This window comes from Nocardia sp. NPDC055321, from assembly GCF_053645575.1.
Genome location: NZ_JBSHMS010000019.1, coordinates 142,603 through 166,204, shown reverse-complemented (window position 1 = coordinate 166,204; position 23,602 = coordinate 142,603). Strand labels below are relative to the sequence as shown.

Here is a 23,602-nt window from a genome sequence, read left to right as displayed (position 1 = left end):
GCTGAACGTGCGCGGCCGAAGCCCCGCGTGTGCACGCGCTGGTGATCGCGCACACCCCACCGGGTGATCGTGCGGCCCGCACTGTGCTCGCGCGTGGCCGCGGACGGTCGCGTGCGGCGCTGTGGGACACCCGATGCGGGCAGCGCAGACCGACCGTTCGCCCTGCGGGGTGGTCGGCGGCCGGGTGACGGCCGCGCGGTTCATGCCGTGGCCACGGGTTATCGAGCCAGGCGTATGCCGGTGCAGGACAGAACAGCTGGTACCGCGCCGTCGACGGGCGACGCGTCAGATGCCGGTCAGTGTTCGACGGCCCAGATCTGAGCTGCCGCCTCGTGAGCCAGTTTCGCGATGAGGATGTCTCGCGGAATCGTCTGGCCGGCAAGGTGATCGAGCGAGGGCACCACGACGTGGTGCGCATCGGCTCTCTTGAGTTCGGCGGTGAGCTCCGCGAACGCGGTGCCATCGCCCGGGGTCGATTCATGGAACGTGGCGGCGAAGCAGAATCCGGCCGATCGAGCGAGGCTCGTCATGGCGTTCTCCAGCTCTTCGCTGCGGCCATCGGCCAGATCGTCACGCACGTACCCATAGATCAACGCTTCCACCCGAACCTCCATTGGATAGGGGATCGCTGTCGTGAAGTGTGCCCACAACCAGCATGACGTTCTCGCGGATGCAATTGCAGATGTCAACCCACTGACATCCACGTGCCCTATCCGGGTCCACCGAACGTTAACTGGTGAGATACTACAGACGTGTCCGCTGGCGATGATCGACCTGTCTGGGCTGTCCGAATGCGCGCCGAACGTGATGCTCGGGGGTGGTCACAAGCCGACGCCGTGCGCGCGATGCGGGGTAAGTCCACGCACAACCTACCCACCGACAGCACATTGCTGCGCAACTGGAGGCGTTGGGAGTCCGGCGAATCCAGACCGGACGACTTCTACGCGCCCATCATCGCCGCGTCCTTCGACACGGTCACGGCCGCGTTCTTTCCCAAGGCGCGGCCCAATCGCGATGACGAGTTGCTCTCCGCCACAGGGATGGACACGCTCGAATTCATCGGCAGGCTGCGCATGTCCGATGTCTCCTCGGCGACCCTGGACGCCATTCGCATCACCGCCGATCGATTGTGTTCGGAGTATCCCTGTTGTGACCCACACGAACTGCACGCCGAGGGCACCGCGTGGCTACGCCGGATCACCTCACTGCTGGACGGCAGATTGACCCTCGCCCAGCATCGCGAGGTCCTGGTGCTGGCCGGCTGGGTGGCGCTGCTGGTCGGGTGCGTCGACTACGACCTGGGCTGGCGCACCGCCGCCGAAGCGACCCGCCGCGCGGCGCTCTCGCTCGGCCAGGAGGCCGATCACGCCGAAATCATCGGCTGGGGTGCGGAAATGGCGGCCTGGTTCGCCCTGACCCAGGCCAACTACCGGGGCGCCATCGAAACGGCCGAGGCCGCGCACGCCGGCGCCGCGCAGCTGGGGGTCGGGGTGCAGCTGGCCGCGCAGCGGGCGAAGGCGTGGGCGCGGCTCGGTGATCGGCGCGAGGTGGAAGCCGCTCTCGCCCAGGGCCGTTCGATTCTGGACAATATGGATCATCCGACCAACCTGGACAATCATTTCGTGGTCGATCCGCAGAAGTTCGACTTCTACGCCATGGACTGCTGCCGCGTGGCCGGGGACGACCGGCTCGCCGAAAGCTATGCGCGTCAGGTCATCGCGTCCGCCACCCGGCCGGACGGGTCCATTCGCAAACCCATGCGGGTGGCCGAGGCGCATCTGACCCTGGCCGTGGTGGCGGTGCGCGACCGCAATCTCGAACTGGCGCTGGACGAGGGCCTGCGGGCGTTCACCGGCAAACGGCGGTCGCTGCCCTCGCTCATGTGGATAGCCGGGGAGACCGCGCGCGAGATGATCCAGCGCTTTCCCGGGGACCCGCGCACGCGCACCTATCTCGATCAGTTGCGCTCGCTCGCGGCGGGCTGAACCGCCTCCGGCGATATGCCGGTTACGCTCCTTTTCATGGACATCAGTCTCTGGACCTGCGCCGTTCGCGGCCACGAGACCTACGCCCCGGACGAGCCCGAGCTCGCCGCGCGGCTGCATGTCGACACCGCCGCCGGACAGTCGTGGCGCTGTCTGCGCTGCGGGGATTTCGTGCCGGGTCCGGCTCGCGCACACGGCCCGGCCGAGGACGCGCCCGAAGTGCCGCGCGGGCGGCTGCTGCGCGACCGGGTGATCATGCGCCTGCTCGCCACCGAGCGGGTCCTGCGGGCGCTGGTGCTGATCCTGCTCGGCGCCGGGGTGCTCAAGCTGCGGGGATCGCAGGAGCACTGGCGGGCGGTGTGGGACGAGGATCTGCCGCTGCTGCGGCAGCTGGCGGACCAGATCGGCTGGGATCCCGATCATTCCAAGATCTTCACCTGGACCGACCGGGCCTTCACCCTCTCCCCTGCCACCCTGACCTGGCTCGCGGTGGCCATATTCGCCTACGCCGCAGTCCAACTCGTCGAAGCGACCGGGTTGTGGCTTGTCGAGCGCTGGGGTGAGTACTTCGCGGTCATCGCGACCAGCATCTTCCTGCCGCTGGAGATCTACGAGCTGACCGAGAGGGTGACGGTGCTGCGGGTGGCGGCGCTGCTGGTGAACCTGACCGCCATCGTGTGGCTGCTGTGGTCCAAGCGGCTGTTCGGTCTGCACGGGGGCGCGGCGGCCTATTACGCCGAGCATCACACCGAGAGTCTGCTCACCGTCGAGCGCGCGGCGGTGGAGTCGGCCTCGCCCGCAGTCTGACGCTGGACCACGGCGCACTGGTGATCGCGCCACCGGCAGCTCATGCGGTGGCCGCTGCCACTTCTCGGTTCCCGACCAGGAACCGTGTCGCCGCACACGCGACCGCGACTCCGAGACGACAGCTCGGGTGGTCGCCGGCGCCGAGTTCCGGTGCGGGCCGGGTGCGACGGCGCGGGAGCGCGGGCCCCACGTCTCCGCGGTCCGGGTACCGCGGGGCGTGGACGACCGAAGATGGGCTTGCGGGCGGAGGTTGTGCGACGCGGGCGCGCCGAGACCGGGCGCAATGCCGGACCGGTCGGTGGGCGGTACTACCCTTTGCCCGGTGTACGAGTCCGCTGACGGATTGCTGCCCGGCCCCGAGGGGGTCCGGGCCGAGGAGTTCCCGCACGCCGAGAGGCTGCGGCTGTTCTCCTTCGCCACCGCCGAGAAGCGGGGCGACTACCTGTGGGTTCTGCGCGCGTTCGATATCGCCCGGGGCGCCTACGTGGTGCTGCTGCACGCCTCCGACGTGTGCGAGACGCTCGGACGTTGCCCGGGCGCACCGGGATTGACGCCGACCGAGGTCGGGCCGCTGCTCGAGCAGCTGCATCAGTGGGGCGTCCTCGAGCGCAGTTACGACGGCACGCGGGCCGCGACGCTCGCCGAATACCGGAACCGGCACTTCGTGTACCAGTTCTCCCAGGCGGGATTTCAGGCATATCGGGCAGTGTCGGACGTGCTCGAGGCCCGGCTCGACGAGGCGTCGCTCTCGCGGCTCGTACTGCCCGAGCTGCTGGCGGACCTGCGCACGCTGGCCGAGGCCAACCGCGGCGGGGACTCCCCGCAGGTGTACCGGGTGCTCGCGCGCCTGGACCGCGCGCTGTCGGACCTGGCCGACCGGGCCGCGCACTTCTATCTGACCCTCGGCGATCTCGTGCGCACCACCGAGGCCACCCCCGAGGCGTTCCTCGCGCACAAGGACGCGCTGCTGGCGCACATGCGCGAGTTCTCCATGGACCTGGCCCGTTTCGCGCCCCGGCTGGCCGCGGCCATCCGCGAGGTGGAGGACACGGGGGTCGACGACCTCATCGAGCGCGCGGCGCGCTGCGACGAGCGGGTGCTGCTCAATCGGGCCGAGCGGGAAACCGATTGGCGCGCCCGCTGGCAGGGACTGCGCTCGTGGTTCGTGAACGACGCGGGCGAGGGCGGGATCACCGAATGCGATCGGCTGCGCGAGGCGACCATGAGCGCCATCGCCGCGGTGCTGTCGCTGCTGCGCCGGGTCACCGAAACCCGCAAGGGCGGGGTCAGCCGGGAGTCGGCGCTGCGGCATCTGGCCGGCTGGTTCACCGCCGCGCCGTCCACCGACGCCGCGCACGCGCTGTTCGACGCGGTCTTCGGGCTGGGCAGGCCCCGGCATCTGGCGATGCAGCATCCCGACGCCGATGTCATCCCCGCCATTCGTTCCTGGTGGGACGCACCGCCTTTGGAGATCGCGCGCACGCTGGCCGAGACCGGCCGCCCGCCCACGCCCGGCGCGCCCGCCCGGCTGCAGCGCAACGACGCCGGCATCCGGCGACTGCGCCAGACCCAGCTCGACGCCCAGCGCGCCCGCGCCCGGGCCGCCGCGTCGCTGGCCGCGGCCGACATCCACGAACGCGAACTCGACGAGGGCGAGACCGAGGTGCTGCTGCGCCTGCTGGACGCCGCCTCCACGGCATGGGTTCCGGTCAGCGGAAGGGTGCCCGGCACAACGGGTTCCGACAGCGGGGTGACGCTGACGGTCTCCGAATGCGAGGGGTCGACGGCCGTGCGCACCGCACGCGGTCTGCTGCACCTGAACAATCGGCGGCTGCAGGTGCGCGATACGGCCTCGCTGCGCGCGGCCAAGTCGGGGCCCGGCTCCCGCGCGGCCTCGGGCTCCGGCCCGGCAGGCACGAAATCCGGCAGGACCGCGACGGGCGACGGTGTAGGTGCCGGGCCGACCGACGGACCCGGATCCCTCGACAGCGCCGATGCGCCCCAACCGATCTCCGGGCAGCGGCCCGACGCGAACGACGCCGCCACACCGTCACGCACCGCCGAGCAGGGGGTGCGGTGATGCACGCGCGGACCATCGACTCGCTCGCGCTGGACAGCTACCAGCGGGCTGCGCGGGTGGTGCTGGCCAACCACCTCGTCACCCGGAACTACCCGGATCGCATTGCGCTGCCGTTGATTCGGCGGTGGGCCACCGAGCTGCGCGAGGACCTCGCGGAGCTGTTCGGCTACCGGCTCGAGGTCACCGAGACCACGGCGCGCCTGTTCCCGGTGCTCGATCGGCTCGAGTCCGGGCGCCCGGCCCGGACCACCGCGGATAGGCTGTTCGACCGCCGCCGCTACGCCTATCTCGCGCTCGCGCTGGCGGCGCTGGGGCGCGCCGGGGACCAGATCACCCTGTCGGAGTTGGCCGATCAGGTCGCCTCGTACACCGAACGGGTCGACGGGCTCGATCTGGCGGCCGATCGCGCCGCCGATCGGGACGCGTTCGTCGACGCCGTGGGGTGGCTGGCCGCGCGCGGCGCGGTCACCCTCGCCGACGGTGACGCCGGGGGCTGGGCGAGCGACCCCGAGGCGGGCGAGGCGCTGTACGACATCGATCGGTCGGTGGTGTTCGCGCTGTTCCGGCCGCCGCGGGCGCTGCAGCACCTGCACAGTGTCACCGGGCTGCTCGGCGAGGAGGCCGGCGGCGGCGACACCCGTTCGCCCGCACAGTCGCTCGCGGCGCGCAAGGTGCGGCGGGCGCTGGTCGAACAGCCGGTGGTGTACGCCGACGACTTCGCCGAGCCGCATCGGACGCTGCTCGCGCAGGAGAAGCTGGTCGCCGAGGTCGAGCTGGTCACCGGGCTGCGCGCGGAGCGGCGGGCCGAGGGCGTCGCGCTGATCGACAGCTCGGGGCGGCTCTCCGATGTGCGTTTCCCCGGCACCGGAACCCTGGCGCAGGTGGCGCTGCTGCTCGCGGGCGAGATCGCGGATCTGGTGCTGGACATCGACAATCCGGTGATCCGCATGCCCCGGCCCGAACGCCCGCTCACCGACCTGGAGGAGCAGCTCGACAGCGCGATCCCCCGCTCGACGGTGTTCGCGCCGCTGGCCGATCCGGCCGACATCTTCGGCTCGGACGAGGACGCCGAGCCCGAAGACGTTCCCGAGCCGGAGATTCCGGAGTTCCCGTTCATCGCCGCGGAGTGGATCGCCGACACGGTCACGATGCTCGCCCACCGCTACGGGGCCACGTTCGCCGCCCAGTGGCAGGCCGACGTCCCCGGTTTGACCGCCGAGGCCGTGAGCCTGCTCGAACGCCTGCGCCTGGTCGAGCCCGTCGCCACCGGCCTCCTGATCCTGCCCGCCCTGGCCCGCTATCGCGGCGCGATCGTGACGATCCGCACCCGCGCGGAGACCGAGTTGTTCAGCTCCGCAACCGAACTCGGCGGCCCGGCGACCGGCGTGGATGCGACGTCACCGCCCGCGGATGCCGGGGCAGCGGCCGAATCCGAGATGGCGGAGATCGAGAAGCCCGCACCCGGAGGGGGTTCGGACATGGGAACCCTCGCCACGGACTCGACCCGAGATTCGGGGGCCGGGGCGGAGGCGACGCCTGACAGGGCGGAACCGCGCGCGGGCGAGAGTGCGGCGGGGTGGCAGGACGACGGTAGTGCGGCAGAGTCTATCGAGAAGGGTTCCGGGGACTGATGGGTGAGCTTATTCACGGTGGGGTCCGCTTCGTTCCCACGCGCGCGGGGATCGTCAACCTGTGGGACTACCGGGACCAGGAGTTCTGTTTCGGCGACGGGCGGCTGGTGTTGCGCGGGCCCAACGGATCCGGCAAGACCAAGGCGCTCGAGGTGCTGTTCCCGTTCGTGCTGGACGGGCGGATCGAGCCGCGCCGGCTCAACCCGTTCGCCGGTGAAGAACGCACCATGAAGTCGAACCTGCTGTACCGCAAGCAGGAATCGGCCTACTCGTACGTGTGGATGGAGTTCGCGCGCGGCAGCTGGGACGCGCCCGAGGCGGTCACCATCGGTATCGGCATGCGCGCGACGCGGTCCTCGGACAAGGTGACGCGCTGGTACTTCGTCGCCGACGGCCGTGTCGGCGTGGACTTCTCGCTGCTGGGCCCGGACGATCGCCCGCTCACCCGCAAGCAGCTGGCCGAGCAGATCGGCGGGGACGCCATCGTCGACCGGCCGGTGGAGTATCGCGCCGCGATCGACGCCCGCATGTTCGGGCTCGGGCAGCAGCGGTACGACCAGCTCATCAATCTCATTCTGACCCTGCGGCGTCCGCAGCTGGCCAAGAACCTCGACCCGCGCGGGCTGTCCCAGGCGCTCACCGACGGGCTGCGCCCGCTCGACGAGCAGATGATCCTGGACGCCGCGCGCTCGTTCAGCGACATGGAAGAGGTCGGGCGCACCCTCGAGGGCCTGGTGCAGGCCGACACCGCCACCCGCGCGTTCGTGGGCGTGTACCGCAAATACCTTGCGGTACAGGCCAAGACCGATGTCGATCAGGTTCGCACGCGCCTGGACGCGGTGACCCACGCCGGAACCGCCCTGCACGCGGCCGCCGCGCTGCGCCGGCGCCGCGAGGGCGAGCGCGCCGCCGTGGAAACCCGGGCCGAGGACGCCGATCGCGCCTACGAGCAGGCGCTGTCCGATCGCGAGACGCTGCAGCGCTCGAGCGCCTACGAGGGCAAACAGCAGCTCGACGATCTCGCCGACGCCGTGCGCCGCCTGGAAGCCTCGTCCGCGGTGCACCACGACAAGTCGCTCAAGGCCCGCCAGACGGTCGATCAGCGCGCCGGGGAGTCCGAGCGCGCGCTGGCCGCGGTGCAGCATGCCGCCGCGGCGCTGGCCCGCGGCGAGGACGAATTGCGTTCGGCCGCCGAGGAAGCCGGTATCGCCTGGACCGCGCTGCCCGAACAGGCCCGCGCCGACCACCTCACCACCACGGTGCGCGCGCACGCCGAGGAACGCGACGCGGACGTCCGCGCGGTGCGCCGCGCCCTCACCCTGGTCGAGGCCGCCGCGACCGAACGGACCCGCGCCGAACGAGCCGCCCACCGCGCCACCGAACTTCGCGAGTCCGCCGCCGTCGAGCTCGCCGAGGCCGAGGCCGCGGTGGCCCTGGCTCGCGCGGATACGGCCACCGCCCTGCGCGATTGGTGGGACACCCACCGCGAGGTCTACACCCCCGTCCGCGAGGGCCTGTTCGAGGCCGTCAACGACGCCCTGGCCCAGGCCGGAACCGAGCACTCGGCCCGTCCGCCCGCGCCGGCGAAGGGCAAGAAGCGCGGTCGCGGTGGTGCGGCCGGTGCCATCACCGGTGGCGCGGATGGTTCCGGCGGTGACGACGGCGTGCCCGCCGCCCAGGCCGATGCCTCGACAGCCACTGCGACAGCGCATTCCGAGGAGCCCCTCCCCTCTCTCACCCCGGCCGAGGTGCTGGCCGAGCGCTCCGAGCCGCTCACGGACGAGATTCGCGGCCGCCGTCAGGAGGCTCGCACCCGCGCCGCCCAGGCCACCGAACGCGCCGCTGAACTCCGCGCCGAGCGCGAACAGGTCGCCGCCGAACGCGACGACGCCCCACCGGCTTTCCACGCCCGCACAGATCGGCCCGGGGCGCGCTCGCACTCCGATTCCGGCGGCCCGATCGGCGCGACCGCCAGGTCAGGCCGGGCACGGCCCGATGATCGCACCGGAATCACTGGCGCGCGGCAGGATTCGGCCGACGTCTCCGGGAGCGTCGGTGGGCGCAGCGGAGCGCCGCTGTGGCGGCTCGTGCGGTTCGCGGACGGCATCGAGCCGGACGCCGCAGCCGGTATCGAAGCGGCGTTGCAGGCCGCCAATCTGCTCGACGGCTGGGTGTGCGCCGAAGCCGATCTGCCCGAGCACGTCTCGGACCAGTTCCTGGTGCCGCTGCCACCGGATCAGCGGCCGAGTGGACGGACACTCGCGGACCTGCTGGTTGCCGAGGACGACTCGGACGCGCTGACTGTGCCGCGCGAGCGGGTGGCCGCGGTCCTGGCTTCCGTCGCGCTGTACGAGAGCCCCACCGCGCGGGTCGCGAGCACCGCCACCGCTGTCGGCGCGGACGGTCAGCTGACGATCGGCACCGACGGGCGGTACCGGCAGGGCGTGCAGGTCGGGCGGCATCACAAGGGCGACGCCGAATTCATCGGGGCCACCGCGCGGGCCCGGCGGCGGGAGCTGCGGCTGGCCGAGCTGGCCGCCGCGATCGAGACGGCCGAGACCGAGGCCCTGCAGGCGAAGACCGAAGAGCAGTCCGCCACCGCGGAATTGGGGCGGGTGTCGGCCGCGGCCAAGGCGCTGCCGCGCACCACCGCCGTCACCGCCGCGCTGCGCGCCGTCTCCGAGGCCGCGGGCATGCTGCGCTCGCGGTCGGAGGCCGCCGCGCAGGCCGAGCGCGACATCGATCAGGCGGTGGGCGAGTACGGCGCCGCCGACAAGAAGGTGCGCGCCGTCGCCGCCGAGCACCGCGCGCCCCGTGACCCCGCCGAATTGGACGCTCTCGCCGCCGCGGTCCGGCACTTCGAGAACGCGGGCACCGCGCTGCTGCGCCTGCGCGGGGATCACGCCCGCGAGCACGAGCGCTCGCGCGAGACCTCCGACCGGCTCGACGAGGCCACCGACCTGGCCGAGGCCTTCGCCGAGGAGGCCGAGGCCGCGCGCTCGGGTTACGAGGAACAGCTGCGCAAGCTCGAGACCCTGCGCGAGGCGCTGGGCGCCGGTGCCGCCGACATCGACCGCGAGCTCGAAGCCGCCCGCGAGCGCATCGACGCCGCCCGCGCGGAACAGAAGGCGGCGCGCAAGGCCGCGCACGAGGCCATCGAGGCGGTCGGCACCGCCGAGGGCGCGCACCGGGCCGCGCACGAGACCCTGCGCACCGCCCTCACCGAATTGCTCGCCGACGTCCGGCATCTGGCCCCCTACGCGCGCCCGGACCTGCTCAGCCTGCTGGGCGCGCCCGTCGAGAATCGCTGGCCCGCCAGCGATGCCGCCTGGTCCACCCCCGAGCAGCTGCTGTACCGCATCGAGAACGGCGACCCCGAACAGGACATGCGGGTGCTGCCCGAGGAAGTCGCGACGCTGTTCGAGAACCTCGCGGCCGCAACCGCTTCGGTGCGCGCGGGCGAGGCCACCCGCAAGTCCACCCGCAGCGCGGTCACCACCGCGCTGCAGGAATTCGACGCCGCGCTCACCGCCGCCCGCCAGGACTATCGCCTGCACTGGGACGCCGCCGACGGCCTGACCGTGGTGCAGGTGCACGACGATCACGGCCTGTCCGCGCTGGCCGACTTCGCCGAGCGCATCGGCGGCGCGCGCAAGGACCAGGAACTGCTGCTCACCGATTCCGAGCGCCGCATCCTCGAGGACGCGCTGCTCACCGGCCTCGCCCAGCAGATACACGAACGCACCGGCGACGCCCGCGATCTCATCACCCGCATGGGAATGGAGATGAAGCAGCGGCGCATGTCCTCGGGCAACACCATCGGCGTGCACTGGGTGCTCGCGGACACCCTCTCCGAACCCGCCCGCGCGGTGTGCAAGCTCCTGGACCGCGATTCCGCGGAGCTGGTGCCCGAGGACCTGGCCGTCATCCGCTCGCACTTCGCGGCCGAGATCCGCGCCGCGCGCGCCGCGCACCCCGAGCGGTCGTTCCCCGAGATCCTGGCCGCGACACTGGATTACCGCGCGTGGCGGGTGTTCTCGTTCACCATCATCACCTCCGACGGCACCGAGGACCGGCTCACCGTGGCCAGGCACAGCGCGCTCTCGGGCGGTGAGCAGTCGGTCTCGCTGCACCTGCCGCTGTTCGCCGCCGCGCACGTCATGCTGGATTCGGCCGATCCGCAGGCCCCGCGCCTGCTGGCGCTGGACGAGGCGTTCGCCGGCGTCGACGACAACGGTAAGAGCGAACTGCTCGGCCTGTCCGTGCAATTCGACCTGGATCTGTTCATGACCGGCTACGACCTCTGGATCACCTACGCGCACGTACCGGGCTGCGCGCACTACGATCTGGCGCACTCGGCGGCGGAGAACACCGTCAGTGCGACGCTGCTGGTGTGGGACAGCGCCGATCTGCTCGCCGAGCACGACGGCTCGGATCTGACCACCGCGCTCGGCTCCCCCAATCGGCGACGGCTCCCGCACGCGGTGGAGGGCGCGGTGGCGCTGCTCTGAGTCCCGCTCGCGCACCGGACATTCGGGAAGTTCGATCGGATTGTCCAGTGCGCGACACAGCGCGCCTGCCCAGCTCGACACACGAGCCCAGGCCGATATGCCCGGAACCGGCCCACCGCCCCCGGCACGAAACGAGTACCGAAGGCACCCGATTCGGGTGGCAAGCGACGGCAACGCGTTCACTACGCTACGAAGCGCGGCGGCCGCGAGAGCCCGCGCGCACCGACCCGGCGATTGGTTCCGAACGCCCGGTTCGATGCGTGATGTCGGATTCGCCGCCACCCACGCGCGCCGCCACCGCGGCCGCGCGAGGGATCCATGTCCGTTCCGTATCACCGAATCTCGCGAATCCGTCGGCGGCACAGTACCGATCACCCACCTTGACGCCCTGCGTGATACCACCCGGTAAACGTCCCGGGCAAGATCCAATTGCGCGTGTCGCGGCGCGGCGCGCCGTAAGGATTGGTACATCGGCAAATCAACAGTTTCGCCGAGAGGCAGTTATCGACTAGAAATGTTTTCCGTGCCGATCCCTTTCGAGTTCACCGCTCGCCCATCGAACTTCCCCGGACAGGGGTCCTGATGACTCTCGAACATCCGCCCGAGGACGACGTCTCCCAGCTGGCGCGGCGGGTCGAGAAGGCCCGCGGACGGCTGGTCTACCAGTTCGATCCCGCCCTCACCGAAGCGCTCTCGGAAAACGAGCTGCAAGCCGAACGCGAGCTGGCCGAGCGCATCCGCGACGAGGATCGCTCGCAGCGCTGGAAGCAAGCCGAGGCGGCGGCCGCCACGGCCGATCGCACGCGGCAGACCACCCAAGAGATCGAGAAGGCCGACATCCGGGACCTCCTGCTCGCTCGCAAGGCGATCGCCGCGCAGCGGCGAGAGTCCAGCCCGCACGCCAAACTGGCGTCGCTGTACAAGCATCGGGCCTGGTCGCTGCGCGCGCTGGCCGGCGTCGTCGCGGCCGGCATGCTCTGGTCCGCGGTCAACGTGCAGCACAACATCGCGCCCGGTGGCCCCAGCGATCCGCTCTTCTGGTTCAGCTACCTGCTCGAAGGCATGATCAGCGTCTGCCTCGTGATCATCATGGTCGGCACCAACAAGGTCGCCGAGTGGGGTGTGCTGGACAGCCGCAAGCAGGTCGTGGCGGCGGAGATGGCCCTGCTGGGTCTCACGGTCACCCTGAACACCTACCCGTACCTGAAGTCGGGTAGCTGGTACGACGTCGCCGTGCACGCCATCGCGCCCATCATGATCGGCGTCGCGCTGCTCATCCACAACGCCGCGAGCGCGCGGTACGGCCTGGCCATCGTGCGGGCCACCGACCAGATCCGGGATCTGCCGGATCCGGCCGAGACGCTGCGGCGCACCCTGCCGACCGTGGTCAGCTGGCCGACCCGCAACCCGGCGCCGAACACGCCCATGGCTCCGGCCACGCCCGCGCTCACCGCGGGTCAGCCGCACGTGGAGTCCGAGCAGATTCGCGACATGGGCAACGGTCAGGTGGTCGACAGCGCCGAGGCGGTCAAGCCCAAGGCCAAGCCCAAGGAGGCGCCGCGCGCCCCGGAACGGGACGAACGCACCTCGGCCACCACGAAATCCCGCAAGATGCTCGAGGCAGAGTCCTCGCTCTCGGACGGCGCCGACCCGGTGCCGCCGCTGAACGTGTACGACACCGGCCAGTTCCGGATCGCGGAGACCCTCGAACAGGAACTCGCCGAACTCCAGGCCGCCCGCCGCCGCGCCCGCGCCGCCGCGCGCGCCCGCAACGGCAGCTCCGGTGGATTCGACGACTGATCTTCGGGTCCAGCGCCGCGGTCGCGACCGTCGCTGCGCGCCAACTCGATTCGAGTCCGCACGCCCCGGCGCACACACCCGCACCGGGTGCACGCGACCGGCTCACCCGGCGATAATCAGCTGATCGCCGGGTGAGGAGTGGTGCCCGCGGACTACTCGGCCCGCGCCGCACGCAAACCGGAGAAGTCGCGCCGCACCGCGTGATTGCGGTCGGCGCAGCTGCCCAGCGCGTGATCGGGATGCAGGCCCAGGTACTGGCGGCGGGTGCGGGTGCTCCACTCCCGCGCGAGCGCGGAACGCGTCTTGTAGAAGTTCACGAGGTACCCGCCCTCGTAGACCCGCAGCAGCGTGTAGCCGCCCGGATACTCCTTGGCCGCCGCCACTTCCAGGAACTCGACGCCGACGCCGATGTCCGGCCGGGTCACCCGATTGCGGTGCGTGTGACCGCTGTGATGCAGGAACACCCCCGGCGCCGAACGGTAGATGCCGTGTAGTGCCGCCGCATTCGCCCTGTCGAGCACGAAACCCGGTCCGCCCGGGTTGCTTACCGCCGCGTGCCTCGTGACCGGATGGTGACCGAATACGAGCGTCGGACGTTCGGGGTCCGCGCGCAACAGCTCGCGCAGGCGCTCGACCTGTCCGGCGGACAGGGTCCCGCCGGAGCCGGCGAGCAGGCCGCTGCGGTCCTCGCCGTGGTGCAGGTCGTTCATCAGGGCGATCGTGCGCAGCAGCCGGCCCGGCGGCGGGGTGAGGGTCGTGAAAACACCCGTGGATTCCGGTGTTCCGGCCGGGCACGTCACCAGCGTTCGCGCGGGATGGGCGCGGCCGCCGTCCGAATACGCCTCGAAGCGGTACGCCCGGCCCGGTTCCAGGCCGCCGGTCCGGTCAGCGGCGGCACAACTCAGCGCGTCGGGGTATACCCGGGTCCATGCGTCACCGCCGGCCGAAAAGCTCAGCGCCCGAACGGCTCACCGGCCGGGCCGCTCAGCGCCCCGACGGCTGATCCGCGGGGACCACGACGGCCGGGCGCGGGGCGGCGGGGGTGCCCGAGTGCTGGGCGTAGCCGAGCCAGCCGGTGCCGACGAACACCGCGAGCAGGATCGCCGTGGGGAGTTCGAGAATCAGCCAGCCGGGGGTGAGGACGGCGTCCAGGGCGGAGCGCGGCGGGGTGTTTCTGGGAGCGACACGCGAGATGCGAACGGGAGGGCGTTGATGGCTCATCGAGCCGTGTGCCGTTCGTGCGCGTTGCCTGCCCACCCATGCCTCCGTAGCTAGATATGTGCCGAACCCAGGATGCCGAATCCACGACGTGCGCACAGCGGCGAATGACCGGACACCAGAGTGTCCGGTCGGATTTGTTCGCTGTCAGCGCTCGGTCGCGCCCGATAGTCGCCGCGGGCGGGGATGATCCGGCCGCGTCTCCGACACGAGATACCGGTCCCCGCTACGAGGTTCGCCGTACGTCACGAACCGAATGCCTGGCGTTCGGCGGCGTCCGCCCACATCGGCGGACAGGGCCTGCCGGGCAGCGTGAGCAACTCGAAATGCCAGTACTCGTTCAGGAACGCCCGGCAGAGCCCCCACCGGTACCCATTTGCTTCGAGCCAGGCCGCGCCCTCGACGGGACCGACGTCCACGGCCTCACCCGAGACGTGGGTCGACTCGTCCGGCGGCAGCACCCAGCGGCGAGCTTCGTCCGGGTTGCCGTACGTGGCGAGTCCGTCCTGCCACAGCGCGTCCTGCTGGGCCGGGCTGCGATACCCGGACGTGATCGACATCGGGACGCCCTGCGCGTGCGCCTCTGCCTCGGCTGCGGAGTAGGCGGCGGCCAGCAGCGGATCGAGGCCCTCGGACCCCGCGGCGGCCGCCTCGACGGTGCCGGGCAGGACGGGAGCCGCGTGGGCCCGGGGCGAAGCGCCCGCGGGGGCGGGCAGCACGCCGCCCACCACGCCCGCGCCCGCCAGGGCGGCTATCGCGGCGTACCGCCGCACGGTCGAGACATTCCGTCGTGCGGTCGAAACCCGCACTCCGCCGCGGCCGTACGCCCGCATCGAATCAGCTCCTTCGCTCAGACTCGTTCCTTGGACCGCTCGCGCACTCGCAGCGCGATCGGCTTCGAGGTTTCGGCGAAGAAGTCGTTGCCCTTGTCGTCCACGACGATGAAGGCCGGGAAGTCCTCGACCTCGATCTTCCACACCGCCTCCATGCCGAGTTCAGGGTATTCGAGAACCTCGACGGATTTGATGCAATCCAGGGCGAGCCGCGCGGCGGGTCCGCCGATCGAGCCGAGGTAGAAGCCGCCGTGCGCGTTGCACGCCTTGGTGACCTGGGCCGAGCGATTGCCCTTGGCCAGCATGACGTGCGAGCCGCCCGCGGCCTGGAACTGATCGACGTAGGAGTCCATGCGGCCGGCGGTGGTCGGGCCGAACGAGCCCGAGGCGTAGCCGTCGGGGGTCTTGGCCGGACCGGCGTAGTAGACGGCCATGTCGCGCATGTACTGCGGCATGGGCTCGCCCGCGTCCAGCCGCTCCTTGATCTTGGCGTGCGCGATGTCGCGGGCCACGACCAGCGGGCCGGTCAGCGAAAGCCGAGTCTTCACCGGGTATTTCGACAGTTCGGAACGGATCTCGTCCATCGGCCGGTTCAGGTCGATGCGGACCACGTCGCCGCCCAGGATGGCGTCGGTCTGCTCCGGAAGGTACTGCGCCGGTTCACGTTCGAGCTGCTCCAGGAACACGCCCTCGGCGGTGATCTTCGCGCGCGCCTGGCGGTCCGCGGAGCAGGACACCGCGATGGCGACCGGCAGCGAGGCGCCGTGCCGGGGCAGGCGGATCACGCGCACGTCGTGGCAGAAGTACTTGCCGCCGAACTGCGCGCCGATGCCGAAGGACTGGGTGAGCTTGAAGACCTGCTCCTCGAGCTCGAGGTCGCGGAAGCCGTGCGCGGCCATCGACCCCTCGGTCGGCATGTTGTCCAGGTAGTGCGCGGAGGCGTACTTGGCCGTCTTCAAGGCGAATTCGGCGCTGGTGCCGCCGATCACGACCGCCAGGTGGTACGGCGGGCAGGCCGCGGTGCCGAGCGAGCGGATCTTCTCGTCCAGGAACTCCAGCATGCGATCCGGGTTCAGGATGGCCTTGGTCTCCTGGAACAGGAACGACTTGTTGGCCGACCCGCCGCCCTTGGCCATGAACAGGAACTTGTAGGCCGGCGACGCGGGATTGCCCGCCTCGGAATACAACTCGACCTGCGCGGGCAGGTTCTGTCCGGTGTTCTTCTCGTCCCACATGGTGATGGGCGCGAGCTGGGAGTAGCGCAGGTTCAGCTTGGTGTAGGCGTCGAACACACCGCGCGAAATCCATTCCGCGTCATCGGCTCCGGTGAGCACGCCTTCGGACTTCTTGCCCATGACGATGGCGGTGCCGGTGTCCTGGCACATGGGCAGGATGCCGCCCGCGGAGATGTTCACGTTCTTGAGCAGATCCAGCGCCACGAACCGGTCGTTGCCGCTCGCCTCGGGATCGTCGATGATCTTGCGCAGCTGCCTGAGGTGGTCGGGCCGCAGGAAGTGGCTGATGTCGTGCATGGCCTCGGCGGTCAGCATGCGCAGCACCTCGGGCTCGACCTGCAGGAAGGTGCGCCCGCCCGCCTCGAACGTGCTGACACCCTCGGTGGTCAGCAACCGGTACGGGGTCTCGTCGGCACCGATAGGCAGCAGATCCGAGTACAGGAAGTCAGGCGCGGTCACGAATCGCACTCCTCGAGCAGGGCTGGGGCTGTTCAGCCAACGGTTCAAGCAGAAAGACTGTAACCACCACCGCCCCCGTGCCCGAGCACAGGCAAGCCTTACCGCACAGTCACCCACGGCCCGATCGGTCGCCGCTCGACCGTCGACCGCTGCCCGGCCGTCTCGGTCCTCCGGACGCGCGCGTTTCCGACTCCCGCTCCGGCAGCACCCGTTTCACACTGCGCACACTTGTTCATCAGGCCGAACACCGAACGTTTCGCGGTCGGCGCGGATTATCGTGACAGCCCTCGCCGCGCCGACGGCCTTCACCCAGGCCGAGCGCGTTGTGATCACCGCGACAGCCGATGCGACGGCGACCGCGCTGCACACCCGGCTCACTTCGCACAAGCGGCGAAGCCCAGGTACGCGGCTCGGATTTGTGCGAATCGGCGACGGTGTTGTGTGCGTCGGCACAGGTTGCACCTTCAAGTCGGGGGGTGGTTACCTGTGATGATGCGCTTATCGGCGGCGGGGAGGACTTAGCATGAGTGCAGAACCCGGGAGTGGAACCGTGACCGAACCCCGTTGGCTCGACGACGTCGAGACGCGCGCATGGCTGGGATTCGTATTCACCCGCGACCTCATCGCCGCGGCGGTCGGACGCGATTCCCTGCAGGAATCCAACCTCACCTACGTCGAGTACACCGTCCTCGCCCGCCTCGCCGACGCCACCGACCATCGGCGCAGCTTCGCGGAACTGGCCGCGGTGCTGGAGTGGTCGCAGAGCAGGCTCTCGCATCAGATCACCCGTATGGAGAAGCGCGGACTCGTCGCGCGCGAGGCCGTGCCCGACGACGCCAGGCGCACCGCCGCCGTGCTCACCGCCAAGGGCGAACAGGTACTCGCGGGCGCCGCGCCCGCCCATGTGGACAGCGTGCGCAGGCACATGATCGACGTCCTGGACGGTGGCCAACTCGCCGCGCTCGCTGATATCTACGACACCCTGCTCGCCCATCACCGCCGTCCGGCCACCCGGAACCCCTCCTGAACCCGAATTTCGCGGATAAGAAGGGGCTGACCGGCGTTTGGTTTGGCACACGCCGGGTAGTGGGTAAGACTAGGCTCGGCACCGGCTTCCGACGTCAGTCGGCACCGGCGTACGGTCGGCAAATCGGTCGGCGCTGTGCTGATCGACGATGAGCGAGCACCCGACCTGGCCTTAGCGAAAGGGGCAGGAATTTCCATGTCCGACGTGTCCATCGGCCTTCCGGCGGATTCACAATCCGGCGGTTCTGTCGACAATCTGCTCCCGCAGCTGGTCGAGCATCTGCGGCAGAACCGCACCGAGCTGCGCGAGGAGTGGGCCCGTCGCATCACCGATGCCCAGCTGCTGACCGCGATGACCCCGGAGGAGATCTTCTCCGAGGCGACCTCGGTCTACGACAACTACGTCGAGGTACTCGAGACCGGTAGCGTCGAAGCGCTGCAGACCTACGCGCGCGATCTGTCCGAGCGCATCATTCCGCGAGGGGTCGAGACCGACGAGGTCGTCGGCATCGTGCTCCTGCTGCGAGATGTGCTGGCCCGCAGCCTCTTCGAGAAGTACCAGAGCGACTTCGAGCTGCTCAAGCGAGTATTGGACGCGTACGAACCGGCCGCCAACCGCATCGCCAACACCGTATCGGTGTCCTTCGTGCAGGAGCGCGAGCGCGTTATCCGCCAGCAGCAGGAGGCGATTCGCGAACTCTCGACCCCCGTGCTGCAGGTGCGCGAGCAGCTGCTCATCCTCCCCATCATCGGCGTGCTGGACTCCCAGCGCGCGCGGCAGCTCACCGAACAGCTGCTGCGCGCCATTCGCGCCAACCGCGCCAAGGTCGTCGTCATCGACATCACCGGTGTGCCGGCGATCGACTCCACCGTGGCCAACCACCTGGTGCAGACCGTGGACGCGTCCGGGCTCATGGGCGCGAATGTGATCATTACCGGCCTGTCGTCGGAAATCGCGCTCACACTGGTAACCATCGGCCTGGATCTGTCGAAGATGAACGCCGTCGGCGACCTTCAGGGCGGTATCGAAGAGGCGGAGCGACTCCTGGGTTACGAGGTGTCGCGAGTTCCCGCCGATCGCGACGGACGGTAAACCGGGACAGGGCCAATGCCGGTACCCATACTCAAGCAGGGCACCTATCTGATCGCGTCGGTGCAGTCCGCACTCACCGACGCCGATACCGAGCGCTTGCAGGACGACCTGATGAAGTACGTCAGCAAGTACCGCGCGCAGGGAATCATCGTCGATGTCACCGCAATCGATGTAATGGACTCCTTCGCCGCGAGGTCGCTGCGTACCATCGCCCACATGACCAAGCTGAGAGGCGCGGAAACGGTCATCGTCGGCCTGCAACCCGAAGTCGCATTCGCCATGGTTCAACTCGGACTCACGTTCGAGGGCATGCACACCGCACTGGACCTCGAAGAGGGTCTCGCCTGGCTGAACCACAAGATCAACGCCCGTGGCCAACGAGATGGTCGTGATCGTGGCCGCTGAAAACGTGGTGATCGCGGTGAAGGTGTCCAACGACATCGTGACCGCACGGCAGGCGGGACTCGAGATGGCAAGCGCTCTCGGCTTCTCGCTCTCCGATCGCACCATGATCGCCACCGCCATCTCGGAGGTGGCGCGAAACATCACGAGTTACGCCGGCACCGGTGAGGTCAGGCTCACGGTGCAGGACCGGGAAGGCCGCCGCTCCATGGTGGTTCAGGCCCAGGATCAGGGCCCCGGCATCCTCGACATCGACCGCGCGCTGGAGGACGGCTACTCCACCGGGCGCGGTCTCGGGCTCGGCCTGCCCGGTGCGCGCCGCCTCATGGACGGCCTCGCCATCACTTCCAAACCGGGTCAGGGCACGCTTGTGGAAATGTGGAAGTGGGTACCCACCGGTGCGTGAGGACGGTTTCATCGGCGCGGTCGAATGGGCCGTCGCCGGGCGCGCGCTACCCGGGCAACGGGTATCCGGTGACCGCTCCGTCGTACTCGACGCGGGCGGTGGCTCAGTGCTTTTCGCGGTGCTGGACGGACTCGGGCACGGAGCCGCCGCCGCCGACGCCGCCGACCGGGCCGCGCAGGTGCTGGCCGAGAATCGCGCCGAACCCCTGGATGTGCTGATGCTGCTGTGCCATCGTGCCATGTCCGATACCCGCGGGGCCGCGGTATCGCTGGCCCTGTTCGACTCCGGTGAGAAACTGCACTGGCTCGGCGTCGGAAACGTCGAATCCCGCGTCGTAGCAGCGGCTCCCGGCAAACCCGCCGTCCGCGCCGCCGCGCTGCTGGCCGGCGGCATCGTCGGGTACCTGCTGCCGCCGAACCTACAACCGCAGACGGTGCCGGTCCGCCCCGGCGATCTGCTGCTCATGTCCACCGACGGCATCACCAGCGACTTCGCCGACGGAATCGATCTGGGCAAGCCGACGTCCGACATCACCGCCGAGGTGCTGGCGCGCCACGCCAAGGACACCGACGACGCGCTCGTGCTGGCCGCTCGCCACCGCGGGCACTTCGCGCACGGGCACTCGGTGCAGAGCCAAGCTGGACACAGTCATTCCGGACCCGGACACACCCTCGCGGGTCATCCGGTCCCCGGCCACGGGGGTACCGGGCAATGAGCTCGGTGCTGGCGGCCTTCCGCGACGCGTACACCGCCGCGCTGCGCACGCATCTGCGCGCGCCCAACCAGAACACGCTCGCCGAGGGCTACGAACTCGGCAGGCGCGCACTGGTCGAGGGCGTCAGCATCCTCGATCTCACCGAGCACCACTTCCGGATTCTGGAGCAGGAGGGGCTGCTGCCCGATCCCGAGGTCGGCGATCGCGGCGAGGCGGCCCTGGAATTCCTGTTGCAGACCATGGCCGCGCTGGACGTGGCCACCCGCGGCTTCCTGGACGGCACCCGGCGGTACGAGCAACAGCGTTCGCGCGCGGACGATCTCGCGGGTCGCGACGCCTTCCGCACCGCGCTGGTGGAGTCGCTGCAGGACGGGTTCTTCGTGGTCGACTCCGAAGGCACGCTGGTGGAGGTGAATTCGGCTTTCGGCGCACTCACCGGTTACGGACCCGACGGCGTGCCCTACCCGCTCCCCCACCCCTGGTCCGTGCCCGACGCGCCCCGCTACCCGGACCTGGGCACCGACGCCGCGCGATTCGTCACCCCGATCCGCCATCGCGACGGCCGCCAGATCTGGCTCGCGGTGAGCACCAGTTCGCTGATCAAGCCCGAGAACGACGAGCGCATCTTCGTGGGCACCATTCGCGACGTGACCGCCGAACACGACGCGCAGGCGCGTGATCAGGCGATCTCGCGGATGGCGGCCGAGGTGGTCGCGGCCACCGGCGTCGGTGAGGTGCTCGCCGTCGGGCTCGAAGAGCTGCGCCGCGCGATAGGAGCCGAGTCGGCGGTCGTCTCGGTGTGGACCGGGCACGCCGGGCCGGAATTCTATGTCTCGGACGACATTCCGGACGGCCAGGCCGCTCCCCGCGGCAACGGTACGGGCGACAGCGTCAGCGGTATGCGCAATTCGCTGGCCGCGCACAACAGCTTCGGCGCGTCCGACGGGCGCGACGGCGGCCGGGACGGGCGCGAATCGCGCCGGGTGCTCGACGCCCGGGCGCGCGCGCTGCTGGATCGGGCGCGGCTGCGGCCGGGCCGCACCATGTTCGCCATCCCCGAGGGCGCGGCCAGTTCGGAGGGCATCGTCGCCCCGCTCGGGGAGTCCGGGGATTCGGCGCTGTGGCTGCGGTTCGCCGCGCCGCGGGTCATCACCTCCGGCGACTGGGCGCTGTTCTCGCTGCTGATCGGGCATCTGAGCCTGGCGGTGCAGCGCGCGCGGAACTTCGATCAGGCGCGATCCACGTCGCTGACCCTGCAGCGCGCCATGCTGGGACCCATCGAACTGCCGCCGCGTTTCGCGGTGCACTACGAACCCGCGCTGCCGCCGCTCGAGATCGGCGGCGACTGGTACGACGTGGTGCGCCTGGCCGATGACACCATCGGCGTGGTGGTCGGCGACTGCGTCGGCCGCGGGCTCGCGGCCGCCGTGGTGATGGGTCAATTGCGTACCGCCGCACGGGCACTGCTGCTGCGCGGGGCGGGCCCGGCGCAGTTGCTGGCCGAGTTGGACGCGGTGGCCTCGCGAATTCCGGGGGCCATGTGCACCACGGTGTGCGCCGCGATCCTGGATCCGGTGCGCGGGCTGGTGCGCTACTCCAGCGCCGGGCACATGCCGCCGGTGCTCGCCGAGCCCGGGACGACCGGCAGGCTGCTCGAGGGCGGGCGCGCGGTGCCGCTGGCGACATTCGACCTGCCGCGCCGGCCCGAGGCGACCACCGCCATGGCGCCGGGGTCGACCCTGGTGCTGTTCACCGACGGGCTGGTGGAACAGCGCGGCATCGACATCGACGAGCGCTTCGTCGAACTGGCCGACGAATTGTCCGGCGCGGCGGGGCAATTGCCGCGCGAGGTGGCCGACGCGGTGCTCTCGCGGCTGCGCCCGGACGCCGGGTACGACGACGACGTCGCCATGGTGGTCTACCGGCAGCCGCCCGAACCGCTGCGCCTGGATCTGCCCGCCGAACCCGCCGAGCTCTCCGGTATCCGGCGCGCGCTCAAGTTCTGGCTCGCCGCCGCGGCGGTCCCGCACGAGTGCGCCGCCGATCTCATCGCCGCCGCCAACGAGGCGTGCAGCAACAGCATCGAGCACGCCTACCTGCAGGGCGGGACGGGCGATCGGGTGCTGCTCACGGCCGAATGCGGGCCGGATACGGTCACCCTGGTGGTCACCGACACCGGCGTCTGGCGGCCGCTGCCCTCGGACCCGGGTCATCGGGGGCGGGGCATCGCCATGATGCGGGCGCTGACCACCCAGCTGGACTTCGACCACACCGGCCCAGGCACCCAGGTCCGCATGACCACCAAGTTGCCCGCCGTCTCGTTCTCCGCCGCCAGCCGCGTCTGACCCGAGGTTTGCCGGCAGGTTCGGAGAACGTTCCGCAATCACCCCCTCGACTGTGACCCAGGACACGAATCCTGCGGCGGGACGGGCGAATTCCTGTTTTCATGATCACTGAGTGCGCTCATTCTCGCCGGTGGCGGACCTGTTGCTCAGCTCACCGACCTGCGGTGGGAGGATTTTCATGGCACAGTCGAGAGGTCGCTCACACGAATGCGGGTCCGTGCGGGGCGACGGGGAGGAGGGACGCCGTGACCGCGGAGCTGTCACACGATCAGGTTGCGAGCAAACTCGTAGCGCCGACCTTCGGCACGCTGTTGCGCAGATTGCGCGACGCCCGGCACGTCTCGCGCGAGCGCCTGGCCTTCAACGCCGGGGTCAGCGCGAGCTACATCACGCACCTCGAGAAGGGGTCGCGCAACAATCCCACGCGCGAGGTCGTCGACGCGGTCATCCGCTATCTCGATCGCCTGGAACATCTTTCGGTCGTCGACCGGCGTCAGTTGCGCGAACTCGCCGGCCTGACGAACACCTCCTACCCGGCCCTGGACGACCTCCGCGCCGCCATCACCCCCGAGATCCGGCGCCTGCTCGAGGGCCCGCATCCGGCCGCCATCACCGCCGTCGGCGGTCACGTCCTGTGCCGCAACGCCGGCTGGGAGCGCGCCTTCCCCGGAATGCTGGAGAGCGGCAACCAGTTTCGCTGGCTCTTCGCCCATCCCCTGGCCCGCGAGGTCCTGGCCGATTGGCTCGCCGACGTCACCCTGTCAGTCCAGGCGTTCCGCCTGGCGATGGGCGGCTTCGGCGGCATGGCCGCCTTCGCCGAGCTCCTCGACGAGCTGAGCCGCCACCCCGAGTTCCGGCGCATCTGGGCCGACGGCGCCGTGGCCGCGGTTCCCCCGGTCTGGCGGATCACCCTGCGCGACCTGCACACCCGCGCGGATCGAACGGTTCTCGTTCAGACCGGCATGCTCCAGTCCGGCGCCTACCCGGGCTGGCTGGTGTCCCAGTTCCTGCTGCCGGTGCAGGCGTAGGACGTTCGCGCGGGGCGGCGAACGCCCG

General features: G+C 70.3%; 17 protein-coding genes and 1 pseudogene. 13 read left to right on the top strand and 5 right to left on the bottom strand.

The window, feature by feature from the left end; translation table 11 throughout:
* Positions 1–296 precede the first annotated feature (296 nt).
* Positions 297–602 carry a hypothetical protein gene (locus ACWIGI_RS29060; RefSeq protein ID WP_454205671.1) on the bottom strand — a complete coding sequence of 102 codons (306 nt, stop codon included), beginning with the start codon at positions 600–602 and terminating at the stop codon, positions 297–299.
* A 189-nt stretch (positions 603–791) separates the two neighbouring features.
* Here ACWIGI_RS29060 and ACWIGI_RS29055 point away from each other — a divergent pair, with 189 nt between their 5' ends.
* From ACWIGI_RS29055 to ACWIGI_RS29030, 6 genes and pseudogenes are all read left to right on the top strand, one after another.
* Complete coding sequence (locus tag ACWIGI_RS29055) at positions 792–1,985, top strand: XRE family transcriptional regulator (protein WP_454205670.1); 1,194 nt, start codon at positions 792–794, stop codon at positions 1,983–1,985.
* Positions 1,986–2,021: 36 nt separating this feature from the next.
* Positions 2,022–2,792 carry a DUF2127 domain-containing protein gene (locus ACWIGI_RS29050; RefSeq protein WP_454205669.1) on the top strand — a complete coding sequence of 257 codons (771 nt, stop codon included), beginning with the start codon at positions 2,022–2,024 and terminating at the stop codon, positions 2,790–2,792.
* A 283-nt stretch (positions 2,793–3,075) separates the two neighbouring features.
* On the top strand, positions 3,076–4,872 hold the full coding sequence (locus ACWIGI_RS29045) for a TIGR02677 family protein (RefSeq protein WP_454205668.1): 1,797 nt from the start codon (positions 3,076–3,078) through the stop codon (positions 4,870–4,872).
* Positions 4,872–6,230: pseudogene (locus ACWIGI_RS29040) on the top strand (TIGR02678 family protein); the annotation flags it as partial. The gene ACWIGI_RS29045 and the pseudogene ACWIGI_RS29040, both read left to right, overlap by 1 nt.
* A 272-nt stretch (positions 6,231–6,502) precedes the next feature.
* A complete protein-coding gene (locus tag ACWIGI_RS29035; protein WP_454205667.1) occupies positions 6,503–11,014 on the top strand; it encodes an SbcC/MukB-like Walker B domain-containing protein in 4,512 nt (1,503 codons plus the stop codon).
* Between the two features lie 582 nt (positions 11,015–11,596).
* Positions 11,597–12,814: a hypothetical protein gene (locus tag ACWIGI_RS29030; RefSeq protein WP_454205666.1), complete on the top strand. Its 1,218-nt coding sequence runs from the start codon at positions 11,597–11,599 to the stop codon at positions 12,812–12,814.
* Between the two features lie 152 nt (positions 12,815–12,966).
* On the opposite strand, the gene ACWIGI_RS29025 is transcribed toward ACWIGI_RS29030, so the two are convergent.
* The 4 genes from ACWIGI_RS29025 to ACWIGI_RS29010 all read right to left on the bottom strand — a co-directional run bounded on the left by ACWIGI_RS29025 (position 12,967) and on the right by ACWIGI_RS29010 (position 16,559).
* Positions 12,967–13,524 (bottom strand): metallophosphoesterase family protein, encoded by a 558-nt coding sequence (locus ACWIGI_RS29025; protein ID WP_454205665.1) that lies wholly within the window; start codon positions 13,522–13,524, stop codon positions 12,967–12,969.
* 274 nt (positions 13,525–13,798) lie between these two features.
* The gene (locus tag ACWIGI_RS29020; protein WP_454205664.1) at positions 13,799–14,035 is read right to left on the bottom strand and encodes a hypothetical protein; all 237 of its coding nucleotides are present in this window, start codon (positions 14,033–14,035) and stop codon (positions 13,799–13,801) included.
* Positions 14,036–14,277: 242 nt separating this feature from the next.
* Positions 14,278–14,865 (bottom strand): M15 family metallopeptidase, encoded by a 588-nt coding sequence (locus ACWIGI_RS29015; protein ID WP_454205663.1) that lies wholly within the window; start codon positions 14,863–14,865, stop codon positions 14,278–14,280.
* Between the two features lie 17 nt (positions 14,866–14,882).
* Positions 14,883–16,559, bottom strand: a complete 1,677-nt coding sequence (locus ACWIGI_RS29010; RefSeq protein ID WP_454205662.1) for a fumarate hydratase — start codon at positions 16,557–16,559, stop codon at positions 14,883–14,885.
* 550 nt (positions 16,560–17,109) lie between these two features.
* Here ACWIGI_RS29010 and ACWIGI_RS29005 point away from each other — a divergent pair.
* From ACWIGI_RS29005 to ACWIGI_RS28975, 7 genes are all read left to right on the top strand, one after another.
* A complete protein-coding gene (locus ACWIGI_RS29005) occupies positions 17,110–17,586 on the top strand; it encodes a MarR family winged helix-turn-helix transcriptional regulator (RefSeq protein ID WP_454205661.1) in 477 nt (158 codons plus the stop codon).
* Between the two features lie 195 nt (positions 17,587–17,781).
* Positions 17,782–18,678 (top strand): STAS domain-containing protein, encoded by an 897-nt coding sequence (locus ACWIGI_RS29000; RefSeq protein ID WP_454205660.1) that lies wholly within the window; start codon positions 17,782–17,784, stop codon positions 18,676–18,678.
* Between the two features lie 15 nt (positions 18,679–18,693).
* Positions 18,694–19,083: an STAS domain-containing protein gene (locus tag ACWIGI_RS28995; RefSeq protein ID WP_354987686.1), complete on the top strand. Its 390-nt coding sequence runs from the start codon at positions 18,694–18,696 to the stop codon at positions 19,081–19,083.
* The gene (locus ACWIGI_RS28990) at positions 19,061–19,486 is read left to right on the top strand and encodes an ATP-binding protein (RefSeq protein WP_379004552.1); all 426 of its coding nucleotides are present in this window, start codon (positions 19,061–19,063) and stop codon (positions 19,484–19,486) included. Before ACWIGI_RS28995 ends, ACWIGI_RS28990 begins: the two co-directional genes overlap by 23 nt.
* Positions 19,479–20,201: a SpoIIE family protein phosphatase gene (locus ACWIGI_RS28985; RefSeq protein WP_454205659.1), complete on the top strand. Its 723-nt coding sequence runs from the start codon at positions 19,479–19,481 to the stop codon at positions 20,199–20,201. The genes ACWIGI_RS28990 and ACWIGI_RS28985 overlap by 8 nt, the downstream gene beginning before the upstream one ends.
* Positions 20,198–22,546 (top strand): SpoIIE family protein phosphatase, encoded by a 2,349-nt coding sequence (locus ACWIGI_RS28980; protein WP_454205658.1) that lies wholly within the window; start codon positions 20,198–20,200, stop codon positions 22,544–22,546. The genes ACWIGI_RS28985 and ACWIGI_RS28980 overlap by 4 nt, the downstream gene beginning before the upstream one ends.
* A gap of 245 nt (positions 22,547–22,791) precedes the next feature.
* Entirely contained in the window at positions 22,792–23,574 is a 783-nt protein-coding gene (locus ACWIGI_RS28975; protein ID WP_454205657.1) for an MmyB family transcriptional regulator, read from the top strand.
* The last annotated feature ends 28 nt before the right edge of the window (positions 23,575–23,602 follow it).